A 26,774-nucleotide genomic window follows, 5' to 3' on the forward strand; every position below is an offset into this window, starting at 1 on the left:
CTATATTTAGAAGACACCTAGATATCATAAGCTTACCTACATACTACTTGCATATTATCATTTAATATCGAAGTATGGGTACAAGAGAGTCCTTTAATAATTAATTTATTTTATTAGTAAAATACAAACTCATCTTTTGGAACTTAAATAGTGTTCCTAAATTCGATAAATCGAATTATTAAAAGGAGATATTTTAATGAGAAAACTATCTTATATACTTTTTATCTTCCTAATAACACTTCTAAGTGCTTGCTCGAAAAACTCTTCTGATGGATTGATACTAATTAAAGGCGGTACATTTGAAAATACTAACTCAAATCACTATGATAAACAAGAAACAATACCGGACTTTTATATTGGTAAATACGAAATAACTCAAAAAGAATGGACAGAGGTTATGGGTAGTAACCCCTCAAATTTTAAAGGTGATAATTTACCTGTCGAAACAGTAAGTTGGTATGACTGTATCGAATATTGTAACAAGAGGAGTCTAAAGGAAGGCTTAGAACCGTACTACAATATAGATAAGAACACGATAGACCCTAATAATATGAGCGAATACGATAGTGTCAAATGGATTGTAACCATCAATGATGGAGCCAATGGATACCGATTGCCAACCGAAGCAGAATGGGAATATGCTGCGAGTGGTGGTAGTAAAAGTAAAAATTATAAATACAGCGGAAATAACGAAGTAGATAAAGTAGGTTGGTTCTGGAGAAATGCAGGAAATACATATTTAACAGGCGACTGGACTTGGGCTATTGTAGAATATAACAAAAATTCTACGAAAACAATTGGAGAGAAGAACGCCAATGAGTTAGGATTATATGATATGTCAGGCAATGTAAGAGAATGGTGCTTTGATTGGTACGAAGACGCGGAACAAAGCAGTGGCTTTTACCGTGTTTGGAAAGGTGGCGGCTGGATGGGAGATTCCAAGTGTTGTGAGATCTCTTATCGAGGCAAGTTTGAAGCCAATGGCTTTGGAGCTGATCATGGATTTAGAGTGTGTAGAAATAAGTAATTCCTATAACCAAAGCGGATGTTAGAAAGAATATCATTACTATTGCCGTTTAGGTAGTCGTAGAGCATAAAACAGATACCCGGTTCATCACAGAGGTATCTGTTTTTGCTTATAAATTTAATTGTAACAAAGTACGCTATCGAATTCTTCACGTTGAGAGTTCTCATTATGTACGTTTCTAAATTCACAATATGGATTTAGGAAAGTAATTTCCATTTTTCACTTCACCAATAACTATTTAATATCTTTTGTTTTGTTCCAACCAAATATTCAGTGCTTTATTTAATTTGATTAAAACAATGATGAATAGAACAAAGCTAAATATTCCCATCAAATATAATAATAGACCTATAAAAGAAAACGCCGAAAAAATAGCCGTGCCAGCCATGCCTTTCCTACCTCCTTACATATATTGTAATAATTATAGCATGATAGGACGGTAAATACTACGATAGTTTTAGAGATCATAATCGATCTCCCATTTTTATAAATTCAGGTCATACATAGGCTTCTTGATAATAGGTACCCAGATCTCTACAACAAATTTATCATTCTTATTATGGAATATCTCAAATTCTGGTCCTCCCGCATGTTTATAAACGGAGGTTGGGAACCATTCCATAAAAATTCGCTTGCGCATATTGCGAATTATATCCGTAGTTTCTTTGGATGTATGCTCAGGTGTAGAAAATACTGCCCATGTGAACGAAGGAACCGAAAGCACGGAATATTCGCCATGGACGCGACTGGAAGGCATCTCATAGCAGATCATATAGGAAAAGGTGTTTTTATTGTAATTAAACAGCGCCGCATTGAGGCAGATATTATACTCCAGTCCGATGTCACGGTGAAACTGACCAATAACACCATTTCCGATATTTTCTTCCCAAAACTGAGTAATTACAGTGTTGGTTTTCTCGTTAAGGATGGGAACGTCTATGGTAATTCCGCATACCTCATAGGAATTTTTTTGTGCAATACGATAGTCGATTTCACCATCACCACTGAGTGACAGGTGAAAAGTTATTTTAGGGTATGCCTTAAGTGGAGCATCCGTATTCCTGGCAGCTATTGGAGTTATGCCGTGTAGTCCCTTAAAAGCCCGTGCGAATGCTTCCGGTGAACTATAACCATATTTGGAGGCTACATCTACAACCTTTACACCATCGAATAAATCAAAGGCAGCCAGTGTAAGCTTCCTGCGCCGGATATATTCAGAAAGGGGAATCCCAGCGAGAAAAGAAAATGTACGCAAAAAATGATACTCAGAGCAACAGGCTTTACGCGCCGCCAGATTTAAGTCGATATCATCCGTTATATTAGCTTCGATAAAGTCGATAGCATTATTCACCTTGTCCATATAATCCATAATTCTGCCCTCACTATTTGTGAAATTATACGAAATATCTTTCTTTAAATTTATCATTCTGACACCTCATTGTCAATATGAAGGCAGGAATATACTTCCATGATTCCTCGATATCAAAGTGATATACTACTGACTAAGAACAGTACATGATTTATTCCGTGCAAGCAATGCTAGGGTTATCATCGAATTTTGTGTTAATATAAATTTATACGAAATCCGTCAGTACGGGTTTATGTAAGAAGCTTAATATTATTATAGGAGGTAATATTATGGGTAAAAAAGTAATAGCTTTATTAACATGTGTTATGCTTTCGCTTACGCTGATTCCGGGTATCGGCATAAAGAGCACTGCACAAGCCGCTGAAACCAACATCTATAAAGTAGATTGGAGCAAATTTAATGAGGGTGACAAAATCAGCGGTCCCATGGAGGGTTTAGGTAGATCAGGCGGAGCAGATATCACGGTTACGGGCTCCTCTACCAAATCATTTTACATATCTAATCGTAAAGATAACTGGGATGCACTTGATATTCAGAACGATCTTTTGAAGTTAGATCGAGATGCAACCTATGAAATCACAGTTACCGGTCATGTTGACAGCAATGTAGATACTAAGAATGCTAGTGTCAAGCTTGGCGGTGTAACAAGGAAAACGGGCGAGGATGATGGATACCCAGAGTTCAAAAAAGAGAAACTACAATCGGGCAAGAGTTTTGTACTAACCTATGAACTTAAACTTTCTGATCAAATTCCGGACGCTTCAAGAAATCTGTGGGTGCTCCGTGTTCAGACCGACGAACCAAGCGGAAGTAGGGCCGGAGATCTTGTACCGTTCTATGTGGATGATATCGTGATTATTCAAACAAAGGCATCCACTGCTCCTGTAGCTGTGACTGGTGACCTTATGTCACTTTACGAACTTAATGCGGACAAAACTCTCAAGGTTGGAGAATCATTATCAAGTCCAGCTCTGAAAGTTTCTGGTAATGCTAAGATAGTTGTTGTAGAAGGCACCGATGGTACCGTGTCATTACAACTGAAAGACCGTGTTAATAATTATGACGGTGTAGACATCCTTCGTGATGCACTGAAAATAAACGATAAATTTATGTCTGGTACATACACGATTGAGGTAAAAGGCCATGTAGAGGATGGTTCTGATTTAAGTAAATCCCAGTTTGTTATGGGTATGACCGAATCTCCATGGGGCGAACTCACTTCAAGAGTGACGCCAAGTAGTGACGGTAGCTTTGTAATAACTTATACCAAAGCATACACCGGAAGTGAATTGACAGGCCTAGGTTATAGCTACCGAGTTCAGACACCTCCAAGCGTTCTCACATCGTTTTATATCGATAACATTACCGTTACGGTTCAGGGAGCTGAAGAAGAAGATGAGTCAACTGTGGTTATACCTGAATGGGATTTAACCCTTGATTCCATTAAAGATGCATACGCTGATTACTTCATGATAGGTAATATTATGGAACCAGGTCAGATACAGGATACAGAAACCACCGAAATGTTTAAGCATCATTATAATGTTGTTACCGCAGAAAATGCCATGAAACCAGGGAATATTTCCAAGGTAAAAGGCGAATACAATTTTGACAATGCTGATAAGCTTGTTACGTGGGCTAAAGAAAATGGTTTAAAAGTCCACGGTCATACTTTAGTTTGGCACTCTCAGTCAGCTCCATGGTTGACTACAAATGCGGATGGAACACCTCTAACACGTGCAGAAGCAAGAGCTAATATGGAAGATTATATTAAGAACGTTGCAGGACATTACGCAGGGAAGGTGATTTCATGGGATGTATTAAATGAAGCATTTTTGCCAGGTGTATCCGAAATCCCTGCTGGCTGGAGGGATGTATTACGCAAATTTGAAGATAACGGAAATGGTTCTCCTTGGTATCAAGCCTATGAAAACGGTGCTGATAAGAGCAAGGGCGAGGATGGCTCTGATTATATCTATGACGCTTTCGTGTTTACACGTCTTGCCGCTCCTGATGCAGTGCTGTATTATAACGACTTCAATGAGACAGAGGCAGGTAAGTGTGAAGCGATCGCCTTGATGGTGGAAGAATTAAACACAAAGTGGAAGACCGATAAACGGAACACTGAGCCTGACAGATTGCTCATCGAAGGAATCGGAATGCAGGCACATTATTGGACCGGAGATTTAAAGGTTTCCACTGTAGAAGCTAGCATCAAGCGTTTCATAAAAACAGGTGCTAAGATCAGTGTATCTGAGCTGGATGTTCCTCATGGCGATTACATGACCTACAAGCAACGTACTGACTCTCCTACAAAGGAAGAAGAGAAACTTCAGGCGGATTTATACAAGCAGTTGTTTGAAGTATACAAAAAATATGCGGACAACATCGAACGTGTCACCTTCTGGGGTAAAACAGATCCTCAAAGCTGGCGTTTCCAAGGTTATCCATTACTGTTTGATAAAAATTTTGCTCCAAAGGACGCATTCTTTGCTGTAATTGATGTAGCAAAGGAAAAGGTAGCAGAGGAAAAGGCTGTTGAAACCATACCTGGTAAAGATATCCCGAAAACAGGGGAAGACAGCAGTAAGCAAATGATTTTGACTGCAGTAGCTATTCTGATTATATTGGTATTCGTACCAGTTACGATCTTAACAAAACGAAGAGAGAAGAATATAAAGAATATATAATAAAGTAATTTTGTTCATATTCGAATCAGTAATTATATTCCTCGCTTTTTTATCAGAGGGATTTACGATCAAGTTATCACTATATTAATTCAGATATCTTAATCTTAGATGTATGAAATAGAGGGCGTGTTGCAAAACTAACATTTTTAGTTGGGATGCGACACGTCCTTTTTATGATCCTTTGATAATACTTTTTATAATCTTTTTATAATCCTTTTGATAATCCTTTTGATAATCTTTTTATAATCCTTTTGATAATCCTTTTGATAATCCTTTTGATGATCCTTTAATAATCCTTTTAGAGATCCTTTTAATCTCCTGTACATTTCCTACAAAGCTCAAAATATATACTAGGAGGAATGAACCAATCCACAGTATCTTAAAACAGTATAGCCTAGCCTATAGAAAAGGTAAAGAATTGGCTATGACTATAAAACTAAGAGGTTGTTATTAATAAGTGTATATAGTAAAATAATGTCATATAATTCTCTTATCTTTAGCACGGAGGTAACATGATGGAAGATAAAAAAATGCTTCATATTCTTAATAACTTATATAATATCAATTTCAAAACAATGGAATTTCTACGTGAAGGAGGTTGTATTTCTTATCGTCTAAGTAGCGAAAATTCGAGTTATTTCATGAAGATTATTTCTTCCGCATTTATGGATACAGCCAAGCAATCTCTTAGTATTATATCTTACCTCACGCAAAAAGGATTTCCTTCGCCTCGTATTATTCACACAAAGGAAGGTCTCCCATATGTAGAGATTGAAGAATTAAATAAGAAAACGCTTATTGTATTATTTGAATTTATCGAAGGTAGCGAACCTAATGAAGGTGAAGATATTGAAACAATAGGAAAGCTTGTTGGTCAATTACATAACATTTTGAAGGGATATAAGGAACCTTTACCTGTACACGGTAAAGAATTTTTTATTGACCGCTACATTAAGATTTTAGAACAAAAAAATTACGATCAAAATAAAATAGATACATTTCGCGAATATGGAGATGTTCTTTGGGAGAATGTAAAGAACCTTCCACATGGTTTTTGTCACGGAGATTTACACCGGGGAAATTTATTAAAGACAACTACTAAGAAATACTATTTATTAGATTTTGATACTTCATCTTATGCATTTCCTATGTATGACATAATGGTCATGTGTAACTCAACAGATTATTTTAATTTCAATGAAATAGGATATCAAAAATCAAAAAATACATATGAAACATTTCTAAAAGGTTATACGAAATATCGCTCGCTTAGTAAGGACGAACTTAATTCTTTTTATGATTTCATAGCAATATATCATTATCAGCTTCAAGCGACTATCATTGAAATATATGGACTCAACTGTGTTGATATAGAATTCCTTGATAATCAACTTAATTGGTTAATGAAATGGCGCGAACAATGTAAAGCTAGATAAGACTTCGTTGTTTCAGTGGGATTACAAGCTCCCACTGAAATAGTAACGAAGTTCCTAATGGTTAATGCGATTTTAAATCCTTATATATCTTGCATACTATTATAGATATCCCTATAAAAATAAATCGCTATGTAAAAAAGAGAAGAGTGACGAATCGACCTTGGATCATATCCTGTTCGTTCTGCAATTCGTTTCAATTTATTTTGTAAAGTATTTTTATGAATAAATAAATGTTCCGATACCTTTTGAATGGAACCTTCCATATCATAAAACGTCTCTAGCAATACCATAGAATTACGAATTTCTTCATTGTTAAATCCTTTAAAGATACGATGCACAAATTCTTGTTTCGATAACTCGCTTATTTCGTCTGTAAAAACCTCCATATTTAAATCATCATAAAGCTGAATATCCCGCTTTTGAGTTCGCATACATGCCTTATTTGCTTTTTGAGCACGAATTAGTGCGGTCTGAGCAAAAGCAAAATTCTCAACACTACTATCAATACCTATTACTAACCTTACTGAAAATTTTTCTTCCACCTGTTTTTTTAATTCATTCGCTAAGGATACAACGCTCATATCAGTAGTAGAAGTTACCGCACAAACAAGTGTAGAACCCGCCTTATAATATAGATTTAATGAATCTTTGCTTGCTACTCGTTTCTTTAAATATTTTTCTGCTTCTTCAATCACTTGCATGGACTGTAAATTTTCTCCTTGATTAGAATGATAGAAGCTGCACACTAAGATACGACGTGGTATTGTAATATCAAATCCAAGAACTTTACCACGTCTTACAAAGTCGGTAGTTATATTTTTCGCTTCACCATTTAACCACTCTGAAAGATAACGAGTATAGACATTTTCCTTTAGTTGCCTTTGTTCTACGGAATAGGTATTCTCCAGCAAAAGTTCAGTCATACGTTTTATGATTAATGCACTACTTGCAATTTCTTCGTATTTTCCAGTTATCCCAAGAACCCCTATAATATATCCTTGTAATTTGAGCGGATAATTAATGCCTTGAAGAGCACCATTAAACTCTCCATCATAATGTACCGTGACTTCATCGACTTGATTTTCAATGATATGCATAGCGCCCTCATGAAAACGGCCAATTCGCGGCTGATCTGAACTTGCGATGATAATACCTTTTTCATTCATAATATTAATCTTTAATGGAATGACGGAATTAACTTCCCTAACAATGTTCGAGGCAATTTGAACGGATAGAATCATGGGAAACCCTCCTTTGTTTTTAGAAATGAATTTTCTTCATTGCGTATTATTAATAAATCAACGTATCTAAGTAAATGGGTTTGTAATCTCATTCGTTATGCTTAATTAAATTATATAACCTTATCTAAAAACATGCAATGCTATACAAAACTGAAGACGAAAGAAGATGAAACCATAGATTTAAGTTTCCTATTGGTTGACTTTGTTTCTTAAAATCAACTATAATTCTATTTAAAAATATTTATTAATGAGTATAATAAGTTTTAGAGATAAGGTAACAAGTGTCGATTATTGATTCTTCTTCATTCAACAAATTTGTGACTAAGATAAAATCATGAACTTTATGAAAAAGACTGTACAGAAAAGAGGGATATCATGTATCTAAAACTATCTGAGAATATCATTACATTTAGACGAAAGAAAGGAATAACCCAAGATGAACTAGCGACATTTTTAGGAGTAACGAAAGCTTCGGTTTCTAAGTGGGAAACGAAGCAAAGTTATCCGGATATCCTGTTATTACCACAGATTGCTTCTTATTTTAATGTTAGTATTGATGAACTGCTTGGATATGAACCACAACTGAGTGAAGAACAGATAAAGAAATGCTATCAAGATTTAGCCACAGATTTTGCAAAGTTACCATTTGATGAGGTGATTGCACACAGTAGAGAATTAATCAAGAAGTACTATTCCTGCTACCCACTATTAATTCAAATAGTTGTATTGTGGGTCAATCATTATATGCTAACAAATGATAAGGAGAAGCAAATTACCTTATTAAATGATGCGATTAAACTTTGTAATCATATTCTTGAAGGAAGCAGTGATATGAAGTTGTGCAGTGAAGCATCTATAATGAAATCTATGGTGAATCTCACTTTAGGAAATGCAAAGGAAGTTATCGAAGAGTTGCAGCCATTGATCGAACTAAAACACTCTATCAATCAGTCCGATATTTTACTAATTCAAGCATACCAAATGATAGGAGATGTTGCAAAATCGGATTTACACAGTCAAATTACCGTTTACACACACTTATTAAGTCTGGTTGAAGATAGTATTGGAATGCTTTATTTCCGAGTTCAAGATTATGATTTCTGTACTACAACAATTCAAAGGATTGAGCAGATTATCCATACTTATGAATTAGAAAATTTACATCCAAACACTACGCTTAAGTTTCATTATCAAGTTGCAGTCTTTTATTGTGCGAATAACAAGATAGAAAAAGCGCTTCAAGAACTTTCCTTGTTTGTTCAAGGAACTTTAAAATTCATTGATCATGGTCTAAAGCTCCATGGAGATCATTATTTTACACGAATTGAGGAATGGTTTGAAGAATTTTTTCTGAAAAAAGATGCTCCAAGGAATGATTTGGTGGTCTTAGAAAGTATAATTCCTGCCTTAGAACATACTGCACTATCTGTATTATTTGATACCGAGGAATATCAAAGTCTGAAAAAGAAAGTAGAAAGAAAAATTATAGAACGAAAAGGGAATGGAAGGGAGGCTTAAACAAGGTAAAGCACGTTTCGTATGCTTTCCCTTGTTATGAATTATGTTAAAAGATATTTTACCATTTTTAATACCATTAATTATTGCAGAACTAATTTTATTATTTATCAGTATTCGACACATTCTAACACACGACAATTATAAGAGGGGAAATCGTATCTTATGGATCATTATTGTCGTAGTAGGAATGGAATTTATCGGTCCAATTCTTTATTTCTTATTAGGAAAAGAGGATGCATAAGATGGATATATTAACATTGTCACATGTAACTAAACGTTTTGGCTCTCATAAAGTAATTGATGACCTGTCATTTTCGGTACCAGAGAATACAATCTATGGCTTTATTGGAGAAAATGGTGCTGGAAAAACTACCACAATGAAGATGATTCTTGGTCTATACCAGGTAGAGGATGGTGTCATACAGGTAAATGGAGAGAAGGTTACTTACGGTCAAACAAATACCAACCGTTTCATTGGATATCTTCCAGATGTTCCAGAATTCTACGGGTATATGACTCCTACTGAATATCTTAGGCTATGTGGGGAGATTACTGGTATCCCAGAGAAGCAACTAAAGAGTAGAACGAATGAATTACTTGAACTTGTCGGACTTGAAAAAGCAAATAAGAGAATACAAGGTTTTTCAAGAGGAATGAAACAACGTCTTGGAATTGCACAGGCACTCTTAAATAAGCCAAAACTCTTGATTTGTGATGAGCCTACCTCCGCACTAGATCCGATTGGTAGAAAAGAAATTATTGATATCCTGCAGTCAGTAAAAAATCAGACTACAGTTGTCTTCTCCACACATATTTTATCTGATGTAGAAAGAATTTGTGATGAAATAGGTTTACTTCATAATGGTAAACTTGCATTACATGGAAATATGAATGATATCCGTAAATTACGAAGAAGAGACGGATATGAAATAGAATTCTATAGAGAGGAAGATGCTAGAAATTTCTCCGAACTCTATGATGGCGGGATACTAATTAGTAAAATGCAACTTTTATATAAAGAAAGAAACGAAGAGGATATGTTAAAAGCAATGAAGGTTCTTTATGAGAATAACATCCATCCACAAAAAATTGAGATGCGGGAAGCGACCTTGGAATCTCTATTTATGGAGGTGGTTAAAAAATGAAGCAAATAATTGCATTTACTAAGAAAGAATTTATTGAGCTAATCCGCACTGGAAAATTATATATTCTACTCATTATTTTTGTTATCTTTGGTATTATGAATCCTGCAATTGCTAAACTTACTCCATGGATGTTTGAAATGCTTGCAGATACCATGAAAGAGCAGGGTATTATTTTGAATGACATCACTGTAACAGTGATGACCTCATGGGAACAATATTATAAAAATATGTCGATGGAATTTATTGTTCTTGTCGTTATGTTTTGTGGCATTTTAACATCAGAATATCAAAAAGGAACACTCATTAATATGCTGACCAAAGGGCTTCCTAGATGGAAAGTTATTTTATCAAAAAGCTTTGCTCTATTTACAAGCTGGAGTCTTTGCTATTGGTTAAGCTTTGGAATCACCTATACTTATAATGCATATTTCTGGGATAATAGCATTGCAAAACACTTAATATTTTCTGCAATGTGTTCTTACTTATTTGGTATATGGTTGTTATCATTAATCATGTTATGCTCTGCATTTTTAAATTCAGGTTCAGCAGTTTTGCTTACTACAGGTGTAGTCTATGTAATAACGTATCTAATAAGTTTGGTTCCAAAACTTGGTGATGTTTTACCACTAAAATTAACCTCAGGCATGAATATACTTACCGGGAATTCCTCTATAAAGGATTACAATTTTGCATTTGCATTGACGATTATTTTGATTCTTATTGGAGGTATTGTAACAATCTTCGGATTCAATCGTAAGAGGATTTAACAAATATGATTTAAATAAGAGGATTTAAATAAGAAGGATACGGTGTTTAGGCGGCACTGTAATCTTCTTATTTTTTGTATCTAGGTACATAAAGCTACTGTTATGCCAGTGTATCTCCAATTAACTTTAATTACGAGTATAAAGCCTCCTATGTTATTAAATTTTGAGATTAGCCAAACTCAAATCAAAAAGGAGGTATCTAAAATGAATATGAAAGTTTACCAAATCAAAGTAGGAATGTAAGTATTATTTAAGTCTTTATCCAAAAGTAAGGCTCAATTTCTTTATGTTAGTTACGCGATAGAGTAAAATGCAAATTTCATACGTGACATTTCTAATATTACATTGTATCATTAGAATGTTATCGAAACACAGTACTTGTTTCGATTTCGTTCATGGTGCAAAATACGCACCTTTCAAGAGAATATATATATTTCTCATGAGTTCTTTATAATATTATATTTATACTAAGGAGATAGTTTATGATTTCAATTTTATTAGTTGTCATTTACGTTGCCTTTATTAGTTTGGGATTGCCAGATTCTATCTTAGGTTCAGCATGGCCATCGATGTATCAAGATTTACATGTATCATTTTCTAGTGCAGGTATGATTAGTATGATCATAGCGGGTGGAACTATTGTATCAAGCCTAGTTAGTGATAGGATGTTACGGAAATTTAGTACTGGTATTATAACAACAGTAAGCGTAGCAATAACAGCAGTAGCATTACTTGGTTTTTCCTTCTCCAATTCGTTCTGGCAATTATGCTTATGGAGTATCCCTTATGGCCTTGGTGCTGGTAGTGTTGATGCAGCTCTCAATAATTTTGTTGCGCTTCATTATAAATCACGCCATATGAGCTGGCTTCATTGTTTTTGGGGAGTGGGAGCAACTTTAGGCCCTTACATAATGGGACTTTGTTTGACCAATGGGCTAAAATGGAATTCCGGATACCAAACCATTGGTGTAATTCAAATAATCCTTGTTATCTTTCTTTTTATTTCCCTTCCTTTATGGAAAGTGAAGCACATTGATAAGGAAAATGAAGTAGTCGAAGCAAAAGGTCTCAATTTTAGAGAAACGGTAAAACTTCCAGGTGCCAAGCCTATTTTAATCGCATTTTTCTCTTATTCAGCATTAGAAGCTACAGCAGGGCTTTGGGCAAGCAGTTTTATGGTTCTCTATAAAGGAATCGATGCAGTAACCGCTGCAAAATGGGCAGCACTATTTTACCTAGGAATCACAGTAGGTAGGTTTCTAGCTGGTTTTGTAACTGGAAAGTTAGGGAATAAAAAGATGATACGTCTTGGACAAGCCATTGCATTTCTCGGAACAATCATGATGTTACTGCCACTTGGAAACCTAGGTGCTTTGTTTGGACTAATCTTAATCGGACTTGGTTGTGCACCTATTTACCCAAGCCTACTTCACGAAACACCAGATAATTTTGGAGCTGACAAATCCCAATCGATCATGGGAATGCAAATGGCATGTGCTTATATTGGTACCACAATTATGGCACCCTTATTTGGTGTTATAGCAGAAAAAATCAGTATAAGTGTCTACCCATTTTATTTAATGATATTTACTGTGTTAATGTTTGTAATGGTAGAACGTGTGAATAAGCTTCACGGGAGATAACAAATATAGGAATATAGAATTATTAACTACCGTATATACTTAATCTTGAAATGTAGTTAATTTAGAGAAAGTATTGCGCGATAAGATTCAAAAAAGATTTACAAAAAGATATACAAAAGATTTACAAAAGCTGTATTTAAAATACTTATTAGAACTAAATAGTAAAAACACTATTAAAAACATTATCACAAGGAGGTTAAACAATGGAATTTTGCTGGATTACAATTAATGTTAGAAACATGGAAGAGTCGCTTCATTTTTATCATGAGATTATTGGCCTTAAAATAGCAGAGCGGTTTAAGATAGGAGACGAAACAGAAATAGCAATGCTAGGAGAAGTCGGAGGTACTAAAGTTGAATTAATCTGCAATAAAGATCATATCGTACAGAGTACCGGCCTATCTATAGGGTTTGAAGTTGATTCACTAGAGAAAGCGATGGAACTAATGCGCGAAAATAATATATCAATTCAAAGAGGACCAATTTCACCGAATCCATCGGTTAGCTTTTTCTTTATCAATGATCCAAATGGTCTCGAAGTACAGATTGTTCAACATAGCCATTAATAAGAAAAGAAAGAAATAAATCATCTTATTAAATAATGTATCATTCGTAGATTTTGTTATTAATAAGCATGGGCTCGATTACTTTATGAGCCTTCATGATTATTATGAAGATGAATTAAATATTAAAAACAACAAGAACATATTAATCTTATGAAATCTGAGTGGGTTAATTTTCTTAATACTTATCAATATCAAATGACTTACGAAGAACTCGATTCCCTTATTCAAAAGAACTAGTAGTTAACATTTAATATTGTGAAGGTTATCATATAGATTTACTTTATTTAATTTATGAATTATCTGTTAACATTTTGTTAAAATTGTCAGTATAATTTGATTTTTTATTTCTATTGAATTATAATATGTTTATACAAGTTGAAAAAATGTAAATACACTTGTCATAAAAGATTGTTCAGGTATATATTTCTACCAGAAATAATATACTTATCAAGTATATATTTTCTTAATTCATTACAAGTAAAAGAATGTGAAGCATACTTTTTCTTGTTAATAGATACTAAGATATATATAGAACAAATAAAATAAACAGGAGGATTAAAATATGAATAAATTATTTAAATGTACCGTTTGCGGTTATATCTATGAAGGAGAGAATGCTCCAGATGTATGTCCAAAATGTCTTCAGGGAGCTGACAAATTTGTTGAATTAAACGAAGAAGATGCTAACAAAGTGTATCGTTCAGATAAGTCAAACTCAATCCATATGCAGATTATTCGTTTAGCTGAGAAAATTGCAAAATTAAGTCAAGCTGGAATCGAAGATAATCTTGATCCAATGTGCGTAGCTGCTTTTACAAAGGCTAAGGACGAAGCTTGGACAATTAAACAAAGATCTAAAGCTGAGCTAGCTGGACATATGAGCAAGGGTAAATGGTAAAATAATTATAAACTTTAATATATCTTAAAAAAAGAAAGGGCATAAATAACTCGATTTATGCCGTTTCTTTTTCTATATCCAATTTCTTGTAAAATCAGGGTTGGTACTACACAAATTATTTTCAATTGCCTTATCTAAAATCCTTTTAACCAATTGGTAATAAAATACCAGATGTATTGAATTATTTCAATTTATATTATATCCTATAGTTAATATGTTAATCATTTCCTTTAGCTTACAATAGAGGGAGAAGTACCAATACTAATTAAATGGGGGAGACATATATGGAGTGGAGCTATAAGAATATATGCAGTTTATGGGAGTTCAGAAGAGAAGATATGAAAGAACGTAAGAAAAAAGGTAGAATGTTACATGTATTATCAATTGTCGCAGGTGGAATCCTCGCTATAATATGGCCATATAACAAAAATAGCTCTTTTTTATCTTTTTTTTTAATAATATGTGTCACTGTTATCATCTGTAATTTAATACATGCTATAGTTCATGAGACTGGTCACCTAATAGGCGGCTTAATTAGTGGATACCGTTTAATCTCCTTCCGAATTTTTTTATTAACTTTCGTGAAAATAGATAATCATTTTAAAATTAAGTTACAAAAGTTAAAAGGGACAGGTGGCCAGTGCCTTATGCTTCCTCCAAAAGGAATTGAATTCGCACACTGCCCATATTATCTGTACATTATGGGCGGTATCTTTTTTGATATGTTCATAACTATACTTGTATTTTTCAGTGCAGTTTGGTTGTGTAAAAGCCCTCTAATGAAATATTTATTACTAACTTATGTTGTATTTGGAATTCTCTTAGCAATTATCAACTATATTCCTTTACCAAATGTAACAACTGATGGTACCAATCTGCGAGCGATTCGACGAAATAAATTATTACTACAATCCTTTTTGCAACAGCTTGTTATTTATCAAACCTTGTGTGCTGGTAAAGATTTTCATGAATTTACGGAAGAAGAGATTGAGATTCCTAAAGATGCAGATATAACAGAGCCAATTAATAGTTTATTATTAAATATTCAGTACATGAAATGTCTAAAAATCAAAGATTTTAAAATGGCAGAGGACATGCTTTCTAAGATGGAAAGCGAATATGAAAGTATGACAAGACGTATGCAATTTACTATAGATGTGGAACGATTATATCTTTTATTGATTCAAGATGTTGATATCCGAGGCATAAAAACCCATTACAAAAATATAAAAAAAGATATGAAGAAAAATAAAAATATACCATCTGTCTTACGTACCTTATACGCTTACGAGAGAATAATTCATAAGGAAAAGAATAAAGTTATTCCGTTCATAAAAAGAATTAACGTAATGTTACATACTACTCCGATCAAACAGGAAATTCAACTAAATATTGAACTTATGGAATGGGTAGAAAAACAAATTATTGCCGCGGCATAATCTGAAATCCAATGGGGTATCAATTAATAATCAATCGTATAATATCATTTTCCACCCTATGTCTTGTAAAAAACCAAGGATATTCCAGAACTACTTATCCAAAGAAAGAACCTTGAGTTACATTTAATGAAATGTAGAAAGCTATGTGTATTTTAAACGCATAGCTTTCTTATTATTTATCTTTCTTCTTGTTTTCGTTTTTATTATTGTCTTTTTAATCATTGTCTTTTTATTATTGCCTTTTTATTATTGTCTTTTCTATCATTGTCATTTTATCATTGTTTTTTATCATTGTCTTTTCTATCATTGTATTTTTATCATTGTTTTTTATCATTGTCTTATCTACCATTGTCTTTTTATCATTGTCTTTTTTATGGTAAACTTTTGATGATTAGATATTTATGAAACGTCTTGTCATTCTCTATTTTTTCAATCTCCATAATTTCTACAAATCTATTCGATATTATAAAAGCATTCACAATTATCCTGATTAAACAAGGAGGTAGAATATAAGTTTAAGTAATTCAATCTTCATGTTGGAATCAGACTAACAAATTGATAAATAAGAGATTGTAAAGAATGAAAACAAAGATGAATAAAGAAATTAAAACTAAGATGAGTAAAAAAACTAAAACAATGATGAGTAAAGAAACTAAAACAAAGGTGAGTAAAGAAATTAAAACAAAGGTGAGTAAAGAAATTAAAACAAAGGTAAGTAAAGAATTCTAGCAAACAAATGCTCCATGTCATTAAACAGCGAGATATAGGAACAAATCCATCATTTTTGGAAAATGACGATAAGGGAGGAAATCAATTGGAACCAAGTATTAAGGAAAAAGAGTTTAAGATAGGGGGGATGACCTGCGTAAGTTGTGAGAATAGAATCGAGAGTCAGTTAAACCAAAACTTAGGAATAAAAAAAGCAGAAGTCAGTTACAGCAATGGAACAGCGCAGATATCCTATGACAGCGATATTATTACAATCAAAGAGATTATACAAATTATAGAAGATTCGGGTTATGAGGTAATAGAAGATTCCAGCACTCAAAAAAACAGTACCAATAATACTAATAAATTATTAGGTGCAGCAGTCATTATACTAGCTCTTTATACCATTAATAAGAGATTTGGGTTATTTGAGCTTTTTAACTTCTTTCCACAAGCAGAGGAAGGTATGGGCTATGGAATGTTATTTATCATTGGGCTGTTAACCTCTGTACACTGCGTTGCAATGTGTGGTGGAATAAATCTCTCACAATGTATCCCACAAGCTACAAAACAAAGAGGACAAGATGGAAAGCTAACATCACTTAGACCAAGCTTACTGTATAATTTGGGAAGAGTAATCTCTTATACTGTAATCGGCGGTATTGTAGGAGCGCTTGGCTCCGTAATTAGTTTTTCCGGAAGTTTTAAAGGTATTGTTCAAATAGTGGCAGGGGTTTTTATGGTGATCATGGGATTAAATATGTTAAATATCTTTCCATGGCTTAGAAAATTAAACCCACGAATGCCAAAAATATTTGCTAGGAAAATAAAGACAGAAAAAAACAGTAATAGTCCATTCTATGTCGGCTTACTGAATGGTCTTATGCCATGCGGACCATTGCAGGCGATGCAGCTTTATGCTTTATCTACAGGTAATCCATTAAAAGGTGCTCTTTCCATGCTTTTATTCAGTTTGGGAACCGTCCCATTAATGTTTGGGTTAGGCGTATTGAGTTCTGTACTTAGCCAAAAATTTACGAAGAAAGTTATGACAGCTGGTGCAGTTTTGGTTGTTGTTCTCGGAGCCTCCATGTTTCATAGCGGACTTAGTTTATCAGGCTTTGCTGCATCACCATTTGGTCAGTCTGCTAATAGTAACGTAGCGAAAATTCAAGATGGTGTCCAGATAGTAAATACCACTCTAAATCCAGGTCGATACGAACCAATAACCGTTCAAGCTGGAATACCTGTGAAATGGATAATTACAGCTGAAAATGGAAGTATAAATGGATGTAACAATCGAATTTATATTCGAGAGTACGGTATTGAAAAGAAATTTGAAATTGGAGAAAATGTAATTGAGTTTACACCTGAGAAAGCAGGAACATATCGTTACAGCTGTTGGATGGGTATGATTCGAAGTACAATCACTGTACTAGAAGAAGGCGAAACAGCTCCGCCTTCTGGAGAAGAAGTACAGGAGGATTACAATGATTCTTATTATGATTCTAATCTTTTTGATGATACCGTTCAAGAAAAGGAACCAGCAGGATATCAGATTCCTGTAGACAATGTTGTAATTGCAGAGAAAAATGGTGATAAACAGACAGTAGAAATAAATGTAACGGAATCAGGATTCAGCCCAGCTTTAATCATTATGGAGTCTGCCGTTGAAACTGAATGGAATATCCATGCAGAATCTTTAAATGAAGGAAATAAAACACTGTTATTTCCGTTTTATGAAACAATCATACCTCTGGATGAGGGAGATAACCGCTTGTATGTCTTACCAATTACAGATTTTGATTTCTCCACTATAGATTATAATTTCTTTGGGTTTGTTAAAGTAGTGGATGATATCGATGATATCGATCTAGATGCCATAAAAGAACAAGTGCGAGGCTATGAAACTTACAAATGGAATTATAATGAGATAGGATATGGTGGAGGTGGGGGTGCTAGCTGCCATTAGATAATCAACTGGCATTAATACAATTACTTATAGTCGACGAAATTAATTATTTCGTATTAATTACGTCGTATTAAATATATCGTTATATTGTTTCAATATCAATTATATCGTATCAATTATGTCGAATACCATTAACATAAAAAGGGAGAGCATGACTATGTCAAAATTAAAAAAAGATAACAAAAAAAGTAAAAAAATCAATTCCACAACAATCATTTTAACATTGGCTTTATTGCTATTGGTAGGATTTACAGTAGTAAATAAATTAAATAACTCAAACGATAAGGAGAAAACTTCCTCAAGTAATAAACAGGGGAAAACTGTACTTAATGATAATGGGGATCTTGTTATTACGAAAAGTGATATTTCATCAAAAGCAACTTTTTATCCAGTAGAGGTTGATGGAACAAAATTAGAAGTGATTGCTGTAGAAGCTCCTGACGGTACAATCCGAACAGCTTTTAACACATGTCAGGTTTGTTTTAGCTCCGGAAGGGGATATTATGTTCAACAAAATGATTTATTAATATGCCAAAATTGTGGTAATCGTTTTAAAACCAGTGATGTAGAAGTTTCTAGAGGTGGCTGTAATCCAGTGCCTATTTTCGATGAAGAAAAAACTGTAAATGACGATACGATAGTTATCTCTAATGATTATCTAAAAGAAGCGAAACAAATCTTTGCAAACTGGAAAAAAGGATTTTAGTACGTATTGAAAAGATATAGACAACAGTAGTAAGTAATTTTGATTTAACAGCAGTAGTAAGAAATATTGACATAACAAGGAAAAGTCACTTCGTGGGCTTTTCCTTATTATGAATAAGAGAGAAGATTGAAGTTCAAGGATACAACGTGGTATAATTTTTTAAAAGCAAATTAAGGTTATAAAATTATTTAAGTAGTTGGAGGTCTAACATGAAACAAAAGAATATTCTAGTTGTTGATGATGAGCCAAAGATTTTGGAGGTAGTTGCTTCTTTTTTGGAAAGTCAAGACTATCAGGTATTCCAGGCAGAAAACGGAGCAAAAGCATTTGAAATCTTCGAAAAAGAGAATATATCATTGATTATACTAGACCTAATGCTACCAGATATCACTGGAGAGGAGATATGTAAAAAAATCCGCAAAACATCCAGGGTCCCAATTATCATGCTTACCGCAAAAGTAGAAGAAAATAATCTCCTAGAAGGACTGGAAATTGGTGCAGATGATTATATAACAAAACCATTTCGTTTAAAAGAGCTATTAGCACGAGTGAAAGCTGTTCTTAGAAGAACGAGTGAAGAACTTGTTCCTCTCTTTAACAAAATTTCTTTTGATAACGATAATCTTATCATTGATTTTGGAAAGGATCTGGTTTTGAAAAATCAGAGTCCTGTGAATCTTACACCAACCGAATTTAATATTTTATCAGCCTTAATAAAATATCCTGGAAAAGTTTTTACCAGAGAAGAACTGATTGAATTTGCTCTAGGAAGTGAGTTTGAAGGGTTTGACCGGGCGGTGGACAGTCATATTAAGAATTTAAGACAAAAAATCGAAGATAATCCCCGTACCCCTAAATATGTATTAACCATTCATGGTAAAGGGTATAAATTTGGAGGTGAATAGAGTGAAAAAAAAGAGTCTAAAGACGCAACTTTCACTGGCCATTGCTTTAGTTGTTTTAATAACAGTAGCTCTAATAAGCGTATTATCCAATATATTTATAAATAAAAAATTTAAAGACTATATAGCACAGCAGCAAAAACAGCAAACAGAAGATCTAGTATCAAGTCTTAGTCAACAATACAATAAGTGGACTAGGACTTGGAATACAGACTTTATTCATACGATAGGAATGTATGCCTTATACGATGGTTTTATCATCAAGGTTTATGAAAACGATGGTGCTTCTGTATGGGATGCTGAACTGCACGATATGTCCTTGTGTACACAGGTTATGGCAGATATATCAAAACGAATGCAAAAAAAATATCCAAGAATGAATGGCGAATTTACTACAAAAGAATATAAGTTAAAGCAGGGAAAGGATGAGGTCGGAATGGTATCTATCAGTTACTATGGACCTTATTTTCTTAGTGAAAATGACTTCAAGTTTTTAAGCGCTTTAAATACTATTCTTGTAAGCATTGGTTCAGTTTCTTTATTATTTGCTGTTTACATTGGATGGATGTTGGCAAGAAAAATTAGTGGGCCTATTACCAAAACGGTGAAAATGACTACAGAAATTGCTGAAGGTAATTATGAGATACGTTTTTCAGAACATACAGGCACAAAAGAGCTGGATGCATTAGTTTCCTCAATCAATAATTTAGCCAGTTCCTTAGAAAAACAAGAAGGTATAAGAAAACAGTTAACTTCTGATGTTTCTCATGAACTTCGTACACCATTGACTACAATTGGAACACATATAGAGGCCATGATAGAAGGTGTATGGGAACCAACAACGGAGCGATTAAAAAGTTGCTATGAAGAAATCAATCGTATAACAAATCTGGTGAAAGATTTGGAGCAACTTGCAAAAGTAGAAAATGATAATTTGAAGCTAAACATTACTTCCGTTAATATATTAGAGGTTATTGATACAATAAAAGATAACTTTGAAACAGAGATCTATAATAAGAGTTTGGATGTGTCAGTAATCGGGACTGCTAGTACTATACTAGTAGATAAAGAACGAATAAGTCAGGTAATTATAAATCTGTTATCAAATGCTATTAAATATACTCCGGACTTTGGTAAAATAGTAATCTCTTTAGAAGACTATGAAACAAATCTCGTTATCCAGATGAAGGATAATGGAATTGGAATACCAGAAGAAGAGTTACCATTTATTTTTGAACGTTTTTATAGAGCAGATAAATCAAGAAATAGAAGAACCGGGGGAGCAGGAATAGGTTTAGCCATAGTAAAATCTGTTGTTCACTCTCATGGTGGAAAGGTAGAAGTATCAAGTAAGTTAGAGACAGGAACTGTTTTCCGAGTTATATTGCCAAGAAAGTAGATGTATATAATTTGATGTCATTAATTTGATATAACCAAAAAGATAAGAAAAGATAAGAGATTGCTTACTTTAGCTATATATTAAAAGTCATGCGTTAAAAGTTACGCATGACTTTTAATATTTCTTTTGCCATTTTAAGACAAAATATGTATACGCATTATCTATAGTTTGTTATAATAATGGCACTAGTATTTTTGTACTATTTCTATAAAGAAGGGTCTTAACAGAGAAAACTATATGTTATTTACCTTACTAATATGAAAGAGGAGACATTTATGAAGAAAAAAATAGCCCTATTGCTTTGTTTTGTTTTCATAATACAACTGCAATTTGTAGGTTGTAAAAAAGCACCTGACGCAGATGTAAGTCAATTAAAAGATAATGAAATCACAAATGGATTAGTTGAAAACTTAGATCCAGGTAAGAAAGAAGACGAGAAAAAAGAAGAAAGTACTATCCTCACTGTAAATGATTTAAAGAATAATTATACTACCTCCGAGACCTATGAAGAGCCGATGTATGGACTGAAAAAAGAAGAAGTTATCTCTTGCCCTGTTCAATTTACTCCGCCAGAAGGTGCCGAACTTACGGAATATGCCAATGTATATTTAGATTCTAATTTAACGATCCCAGCCGGAACGGAAGTCTCCTATGATAGTAACACACAAAAAATAAATTTAACACCTCCTAGAAAACCTGTTTATCAGCCTGTAACTAAGATGTTTTCTATCGTTAAAAATGAAGGTTGGGGCTATGCCAATACATATTATCTAGCTTATTTCTATGATTTAAAAACAGGAGAAAAACTAGAAAAACCGCAAATCACTATTTTCACCATAGAAAGAGAATTAAAGTCACCATTTCTTAAATATGAGATAAAAGATGGAAACATTCGATATTACTGGGATGAGATTCCAGGAGCAGTTGAATATGTTCTTAGCTTTGTTAAGAAAGAGGAAACCCAGTTTGATTTTCTTTCCTTTAAAAAAGTAGCAGATTTAGAATATATCGATAAAGATATTTTGGAAATGGGAGTCCATAAATTAATTAACTTCAAATATAGATTAAATGACGACAATGATCTTAACCTCTACTATGTAACGGTTATGGCAATTGATAAAGATGGTAACGCCTCCAATGCGAGCAATATGATTTCCATTGATTCCTTTCGCAATCAGCTACCGTTTCGAGCACTTAGCCTAACAGAAGAAGGGGTTAGCTCTATAGCGGATCAAATTAATTTACTAGGAAACAGACGTCTTGTAGAAATGTGCGACGGCAGCACGGTCCTTTATACCGTTACTTATGATATTGAGCACGCAAGAATTACACAATTGTCTGATATTGTGTTTAACCTAGAAGGGGAAGACAGAACATTATTAGCACTGGACTCTTATATCGATGGAACGGATTTAAAATTAATTTCCTTAGTTAAGAATTTTGATGAAGCTACAATGGAATCTGAATTGAAGTTACTCTATGAGCAAACACAAGCCTCAAAAGGTAATGCCGGTGTCATGAATACACCAGAGTTTACTTTAATAGAAGAAGACGACACTAAGGAATCTTCAGTAGTTTCCCCAACCGAAGACGAAATTATAGTGAAAAATGATAACTTTCCTGTATTTGCTTCTAGTGCCTTAACAGAATACCTTGCTAGACACATGCTATTAAATGAAGAAATAATCAGCTTAAAAGACTTCAAAGAAGCATCGGATATTGATTTATTATGGGATTCTTTGTACGAAGCAATCTATCAAAATCCTTTGATCCTAGGTGTAAGCAGTTTTCAATATAATCGTTTCAGTAAAACATTGATGATTGAATATGAACAAGACAGGGCAGAACAGGAAAAGAAGCAAGAAGAGATTAAAAAGGAAGTAATCAGAGTTGTTAATGAGATTATTACCCCACAGATGACAGATATTGAGAAAGAATTCGCGATCAATCAATATTTATGTGATATTGCAGAATACGATACTGCGGCTTTAGATAATGCGATGGAAAATAACTTTATACCGGATTCTTCTTTCCGTGATTCCTTTACACCGTACGGAGTACTGATTAATAAAAGAGGCGTTTGCGCAAGTTATGCTGCTGCATTTAAGTTATTAGCAGAACAAGCGGGACTTAATTGTCTTGTTATAACAGGCAATTTAAATGGTAATCTACCGCATGCCTGGAATCGAGTATTAGTAGATAACGAGTGGAAAACTGTGGATTCCACAAATAATGATAATGAAGAATTATTTAACGCTTTATTAAATCTACCGGATTCGGTTGCAGCAAAGGTGTTAGTCGAGGATGATCGCTACATCTCAAATCAAAAATATGGAGATTTCACCTCCGTGAAGGAAGATGCAGAATACTATAGGGTAAGTAACCAATATTTTAGTAAAAGTACGATTGCAGACAGCCTTGCAAAAGAACTATTAGCAACTGGTACTGTAACCCTTCGAACAGATTATGATTTATCCGACGAGGAATTTAATGATATTGTTCTTTCAGTGATTGAGACCGCAAAATTAGAAAACAAACTAGATAAATTATATGGTGGTTACTGGCTTGGTGTTATCTATTTGTCTATTAATAACTAAAGTAGAATGCCGCATATGGGGAACCTAGTAAAATATACGAACTTTCCACATACACGATGTACGTTTACGAATTCGGTATTAACAGGAGTGTTACACTATATATTGGTACAGCGAGTGGCATTGTTGACAGTTTTGAGGTTAGAAATCTACTTGTGAAATAGTAATCCTATTTTAAGCAAAGAATAAGAGTATGTAAGCAAAGAAAAGCCTATTGTAAAATGGGCTTTTCTCTTTGGATAACGAAACATATATCATATTGGATGGACCAAAGGGGATTTCTATGATAGAATAGCGTTTAATGATTATTTTACTAGAAGGAGAGTACACAATGGAAAAAATAAAATTAGCACTACTCGGCTGTGGCTATCTGAATGAAATCGTTGCCAATGCTTTAAAGGATGGCTATCTGCCAGAATATGAACTTGTCGCTGTATTTGGAAGAACTTACGCTCGCACCAAAGCCTTTGCTGATCATTTTGGATGCAAAGCATGTACTGATATAAATGAACTAATGGAGATGAAACCAGATTTTATTGCAGAAGCAGCATCTGTTAAGGCTGTCAGAGATTATAGTGAAACCATACTAGAAGGTGGTTCCAATCTTGTTGTACTGTCAATTGGAGCTTTTGCAGACGGGGAATTCTATGAACGTGTTAAGGCTACAGCAGCACGTAATAAGCGCCGTGTATATATTGCTAGTGGTGCGGTAGGAGGCTTTGATGTTTTACGTACGGCAGCTCTCATGAGCCCGATTACGGCCTCTTTCACTTCCCAAAAAGCGCCGGGTTCACTTTATTATACTCCACTTTACAAAGATGGATTGCTTGATATTAAAGAACGAGAGCAAGTATTTCATGGTACCACGAAGGAAGCCATTGCTATCCTTCCAACCCATGTGAACGTAGCAGTAGCAACTGCCCTTGCCAGTGCAGGCCCTGAAAACACCATTATTAATATCGATGCAGTCCCTGGTTTTAGAGGAGATGAGTATAAAATTGAAATACAAGGCGACGAGGTAAGAACAGAACTTAACATCTATTCACGAACCAGTAAAATTGCAGCCTGGAGCGTAGTAGCCGTTCTGCAAAATGCCGTAGCACCAATTGTATTTTAGGAGGTAGGAGAGTATGTTTAATAAATTAGTTGCAATCGAACCAGTTAGCTTAATTCCATCTGCGGAACAAAAACTTTATGATTATGCGAAAGAAGTAATCTTATTTGATGATATCCCAAAGGATAATAATGAAATCATTCACCGAATCGGTGATGCCGATGCTGTTTTACTTAGCTATACCAGCAGTATTGATAAAGAAGTTCTAAATGCCTGCCCAAATATCCGATATATCGGTATGTGCTGTAGCTTATATTCACCGGAAAGCGCGAATGTAGACATTCTTACCGCCAATTCTAAAAATATCACTGTCTATGGAATACGTGATTATGGCGACCAGGGAGTTGTGGAATATGTAATCAGCGAACTTGTTCGGTACTTACATGGGTTCGGTGAGAAACAATGGAAGGAACTTCCGATAGAGATTACAGATTTAAAAGTAGGAATCGTAGGCCTTGGTACTTCCGGGCAAATGATAGCCGTAGCACTTCAGGCTCTTGGCGCAGATTTATATTATTATAGCCGCACCCGTAAACCGGAAGAGGAGGCAAGAGATATAAAATATCTACCATTGAATGAATTACTTCAGACCGTAGATGTAGTTTGCACCTGTCTGAATAAAAATGTAATCTTATTCCATGAAGAACAATTTGAATGTCTTGGTAATCATAAGATCATGTTTAATACTTCAATAGGTCCATCCCATGACATTCCTGCACTTACCAAATGGCTTTCCCATGGTGATAATGAATTTTTCTGTGATACCGCTGGCGCATTAGGAGATACTACTGGTGAGCTATTATCACATCCTCATGTAAATTGTATGAAAGTATCTACCGGAAGGACAAAGCAAGCCTTTGATCGTCTGAGTGAAAAGGTGTTGAATAATATTGAGACATTCTTAAAAGAAAATAATATGTAACTGATTTGAAGAAGCCCGCTACCACGGGCTTCTGTGGTTTAAATATAAAATATAACCGGAGGGCAACCGATGTTAGAGCATGATATCTATAAAGCAATTGCTGGTGAAGAAACAATTGCAGGGCTTGCATACACAAACGAAGAAATTGTTGATACTAAAATAAATCGGATAGAATTTGATGGGATTGTCTTCTCAAAATGCCGATTTGTTAACTGCGATTTTAGTGGTAGTTCGTTTTTGAATGTAGCATTTTTAAATTGTGATTTGTCGAATTGCAGATTTCAGAATTGCTATTTTAGGGACACCAAATTAAATGAGTGTAAAGGAGATGGGAGTAATTTCAGCCAAAGTTCATTACACAGGGTTATATTTGAAAGTGGTTCGTTTCATTATTCAAATTTTACCAATATTCTAAGTGATAATTGCTGTATGTCTAATGTGGATTTTTGTGATTCAGCATTCCAAGAAATGAAGATTAAAAAAATACTTTTCCACACAGTGAATTTATCAAGATGTGATTTCTTCAGAACAAAATTAAAAGGTATTGATTTGTCTACCTGTAATTTAGAGGGGATAACAGTATCCGATACTTTTAAAGAATTACAAGGAGCCAAAATCAGTGCTATACAAGCTATGGATATTGTGCAGTTACTTGGTATTAAAATTGTGTAAAATCTATAAAAATCAAAGACTACAAATAGAGTTAAGAACACCCATA

At 34.2% G+C, this 26,774-nt stretch carries 23 protein-coding genes; 20 read left to right on the plus strand and 3 right to left on the minus strand.

Going from position 1 to position 26,774, the window contains the following annotated elements:
- Nucleotides 1-196: 196 nt before the first annotated feature.
- Nucleotides 197-1,027: a formylglycine-generating enzyme family protein gene (locus tag CPHY_RS10890; protein ID WP_012200126.1), complete on the plus strand. Its 831-nt coding sequence runs from the start codon at nt 197-199 to the stop codon at nt 1,025-1,027.
- A gap of 238 nt (nt 1,028-1,265) precedes the next feature.
- On the opposite strand, the gene CPHY_RS21730 is transcribed toward CPHY_RS10890, so the two are convergent.
- Nucleotides 1,266-1,415, minus strand: a complete 150-nt coding sequence (locus tag CPHY_RS21730; protein ID WP_157668707.1) for a hypothetical protein — start codon at nt 1,413-1,415, stop codon at nt 1,266-1,268.
- A gap of 96 nt (nt 1,416-1,511) precedes the next feature.
- The gene (locus tag CPHY_RS10895) at nt 1,512-2,453 is read right to left on the minus strand and encodes an AraC family transcriptional regulator (RefSeq protein WP_012200127.1); all 942 of its coding nucleotides are present in this window, start codon (nt 2,451-2,453) and stop codon (nt 1,512-1,514) included.
- A gap of 212 nt (nt 2,454-2,665) precedes the next feature.
- Between CPHY_RS10895 and CPHY_RS10900 the strand changes: the two genes are divergently transcribed.
- Nucleotides 2,666-5,086, plus strand: a complete 2,421-nt coding sequence (locus CPHY_RS10900) for an endo-1,4-beta-xylanase (RefSeq protein ID WP_012200128.1) — start codon at nt 2,666-2,668, stop codon at nt 5,084-5,086.
- Nucleotides 5,087-5,661: 575 nt separating this feature from the next.
- A complete protein-coding gene (locus tag CPHY_RS21255) occupies nt 5,662-6,522 on the plus strand; it encodes a phosphotransferase (protein ID WP_081428620.1) in 861 nt (286 codons plus the stop codon).
- Between the two features lie 80 nt (nt 6,523-6,602).
- Here CPHY_RS21255 and CPHY_RS10910 read toward each other — a convergent pair whose 3' ends face one another.
- The gene (locus tag CPHY_RS10910) at nt 6,603-7,763 is read right to left on the minus strand and encodes a CdaR family transcriptional regulator (RefSeq protein WP_012200130.1); all 1,161 of its coding nucleotides are present in this window, start codon (nt 7,761-7,763) and stop codon (nt 6,603-6,605) included.
- A 375-nt stretch (nt 7,764-8,138) separates the two neighbouring features.
- Here CPHY_RS10910 and CPHY_RS10915 point away from each other — a divergent pair, with 375 nt between their 5' ends.
- The 17 genes from CPHY_RS10915 (at nt 8,139) to CPHY_RS10990 (ending at nt 26,728) form a co-directional block, all read left to right on the plus strand.
- Nucleotides 8,139-9,281, plus strand: a complete 1,143-nt coding sequence (locus CPHY_RS10915) for a helix-turn-helix domain-containing protein (protein ID WP_012200131.1) — start codon at nt 8,139-8,141, stop codon at nt 9,279-9,281.
- Between the two features lie 43 nt (nt 9,282-9,324).
- Entirely contained in the window at nt 9,325-9,522 is a 198-nt protein-coding gene (locus CPHY_RS10920) for a PLDc N-terminal domain-containing protein (protein ID WP_012200132.1), read from the plus strand.
- 1 nt (nt 9,523) lies between these two features.
- Entirely contained in the window at nt 9,524-10,426 is a 903-nt protein-coding gene (locus CPHY_RS10925; protein ID WP_041703522.1) for an ABC transporter ATP-binding protein, read from the plus strand.
- On the plus strand, nt 10,423-11,193 hold the full coding sequence (locus tag CPHY_RS10930) for an ABC transporter permease (protein WP_012200134.1): 771 nt from the start codon (nt 10,423-10,425) through the stop codon (nt 11,191-11,193). Before CPHY_RS10925 ends, CPHY_RS10930 begins: the two co-directional genes overlap by 4 nt.
- Nucleotides 11,194-11,675: 482 nt before the next feature.
- Nucleotides 11,676-12,836: an MFS transporter gene (locus CPHY_RS10935; RefSeq protein ID WP_012200135.1), complete on the plus strand. Its 1,161-nt coding sequence runs from the start codon at nt 11,676-11,678 to the stop codon at nt 12,834-12,836.
- A 203-nt stretch (nt 12,837-13,039) separates the two neighbouring features.
- The gene (locus CPHY_RS10940; RefSeq protein WP_012200136.1) at nt 13,040-13,402 is read left to right on the plus strand and encodes a VOC family protein; all 363 of its coding nucleotides are present in this window, start codon (nt 13,040-13,042) and stop codon (nt 13,400-13,402) included.
- Between the two features lie 562 nt (nt 13,403-13,964).
- Nucleotides 13,965-14,300, plus strand: coding sequence for a rubredoxin-like domain-containing protein (locus tag CPHY_RS10945; RefSeq protein ID WP_012200137.1), 336 nt, complete (start codon nt 13,965-13,967; stop codon nt 14,298-14,300).
- Between the two features lie 284 nt (nt 14,301-14,584).
- A complete protein-coding gene (locus CPHY_RS10950) occupies nt 14,585-15,739 on the plus strand; it encodes a hypothetical protein (protein WP_012200138.1) in 1,155 nt (384 codons plus the stop codon).
- Between the two features lie 579 nt (nt 15,740-16,318).
- Nucleotides 16,319-16,468, plus strand: a complete 150-nt coding sequence (locus tag CPHY_RS21735) for a hypothetical protein (protein WP_157668709.1) — start codon at nt 16,319-16,321, stop codon at nt 16,466-16,468.
- An 85-nt stretch (nt 16,469-16,553) separates the two neighbouring features.
- Complete coding sequence (locus CPHY_RS10955) at nt 16,554-18,419, plus strand: urease accessory protein UreH domain-containing protein (protein WP_012200139.1); 1,866 nt, start codon at nt 16,554-16,556, stop codon at nt 18,417-18,419.
- Nucleotides 18,420-18,576: 157 nt separating this feature from the next.
- Complete coding sequence (locus tag CPHY_RS10960; RefSeq protein WP_242657943.1) at nt 18,577-19,125, plus strand: DUF2318 domain-containing protein; 549 nt, start codon at nt 18,577-18,579, stop codon at nt 19,123-19,125.
- 209 nt (nt 19,126-19,334) lie between these two features.
- Complete coding sequence (locus CPHY_RS10965) at nt 19,335-20,030, plus strand: response regulator transcription factor (protein WP_012200141.1); 696 nt, start codon at nt 19,335-19,337, stop codon at nt 20,028-20,030.
- A gap of 1 nt (nt 20,031) precedes the next feature.
- Nucleotides 20,032-21,426 (plus strand): sensor histidine kinase, encoded by a 1,395-nt coding sequence (locus CPHY_RS10970; protein ID WP_012200142.1) that lies wholly within the window; start codon nt 20,032-20,034, stop codon nt 21,424-21,426.
- A 275-nt stretch (nt 21,427-21,701) separates the two neighbouring features.
- Complete coding sequence (locus tag CPHY_RS10975; protein ID WP_012200143.1) at nt 21,702-24,023, plus strand: transglutaminase domain-containing protein; 2,322 nt, start codon at nt 21,702-21,704, stop codon at nt 24,021-24,023.
- A 328-nt stretch (nt 24,024-24,351) separates the two neighbouring features.
- Nucleotides 24,352-25,137: an aspartate dehydrogenase domain-containing protein gene (locus CPHY_RS10980; protein ID WP_012200144.1), complete on the plus strand. Its 786-nt coding sequence runs from the start codon at nt 24,352-24,354 to the stop codon at nt 25,135-25,137.
- Nucleotides 25,138-25,150: 13 nt separating this feature from the next.
- The gene (locus tag CPHY_RS10985) at nt 25,151-26,056 is read left to right on the plus strand and encodes a D-isomer specific 2-hydroxyacid dehydrogenase family protein (RefSeq protein ID WP_012200145.1); all 906 of its coding nucleotides are present in this window, start codon (nt 25,151-25,153) and stop codon (nt 26,054-26,056) included.
- A gap of 69 nt (nt 26,057-26,125) precedes the next feature.
- Nucleotides 26,126-26,728 (plus strand): pentapeptide repeat-containing protein, encoded by a 603-nt coding sequence (locus tag CPHY_RS10990; RefSeq protein WP_012200146.1) that lies wholly within the window; start codon nt 26,126-26,128, stop codon nt 26,726-26,728.
- Nucleotides 26,729-26,774 lie beyond the last annotated feature (46 nt).

Source organism: Lachnoclostridium phytofermentans ISDg, assembly GCF_000018685.1.
GTDB classification, from domain to species: Bacteria; Bacillota; Clostridia; order Lachnospirales; family Lachnospiraceae; genus Lachnoclostridium; species Lachnoclostridium phytofermentans.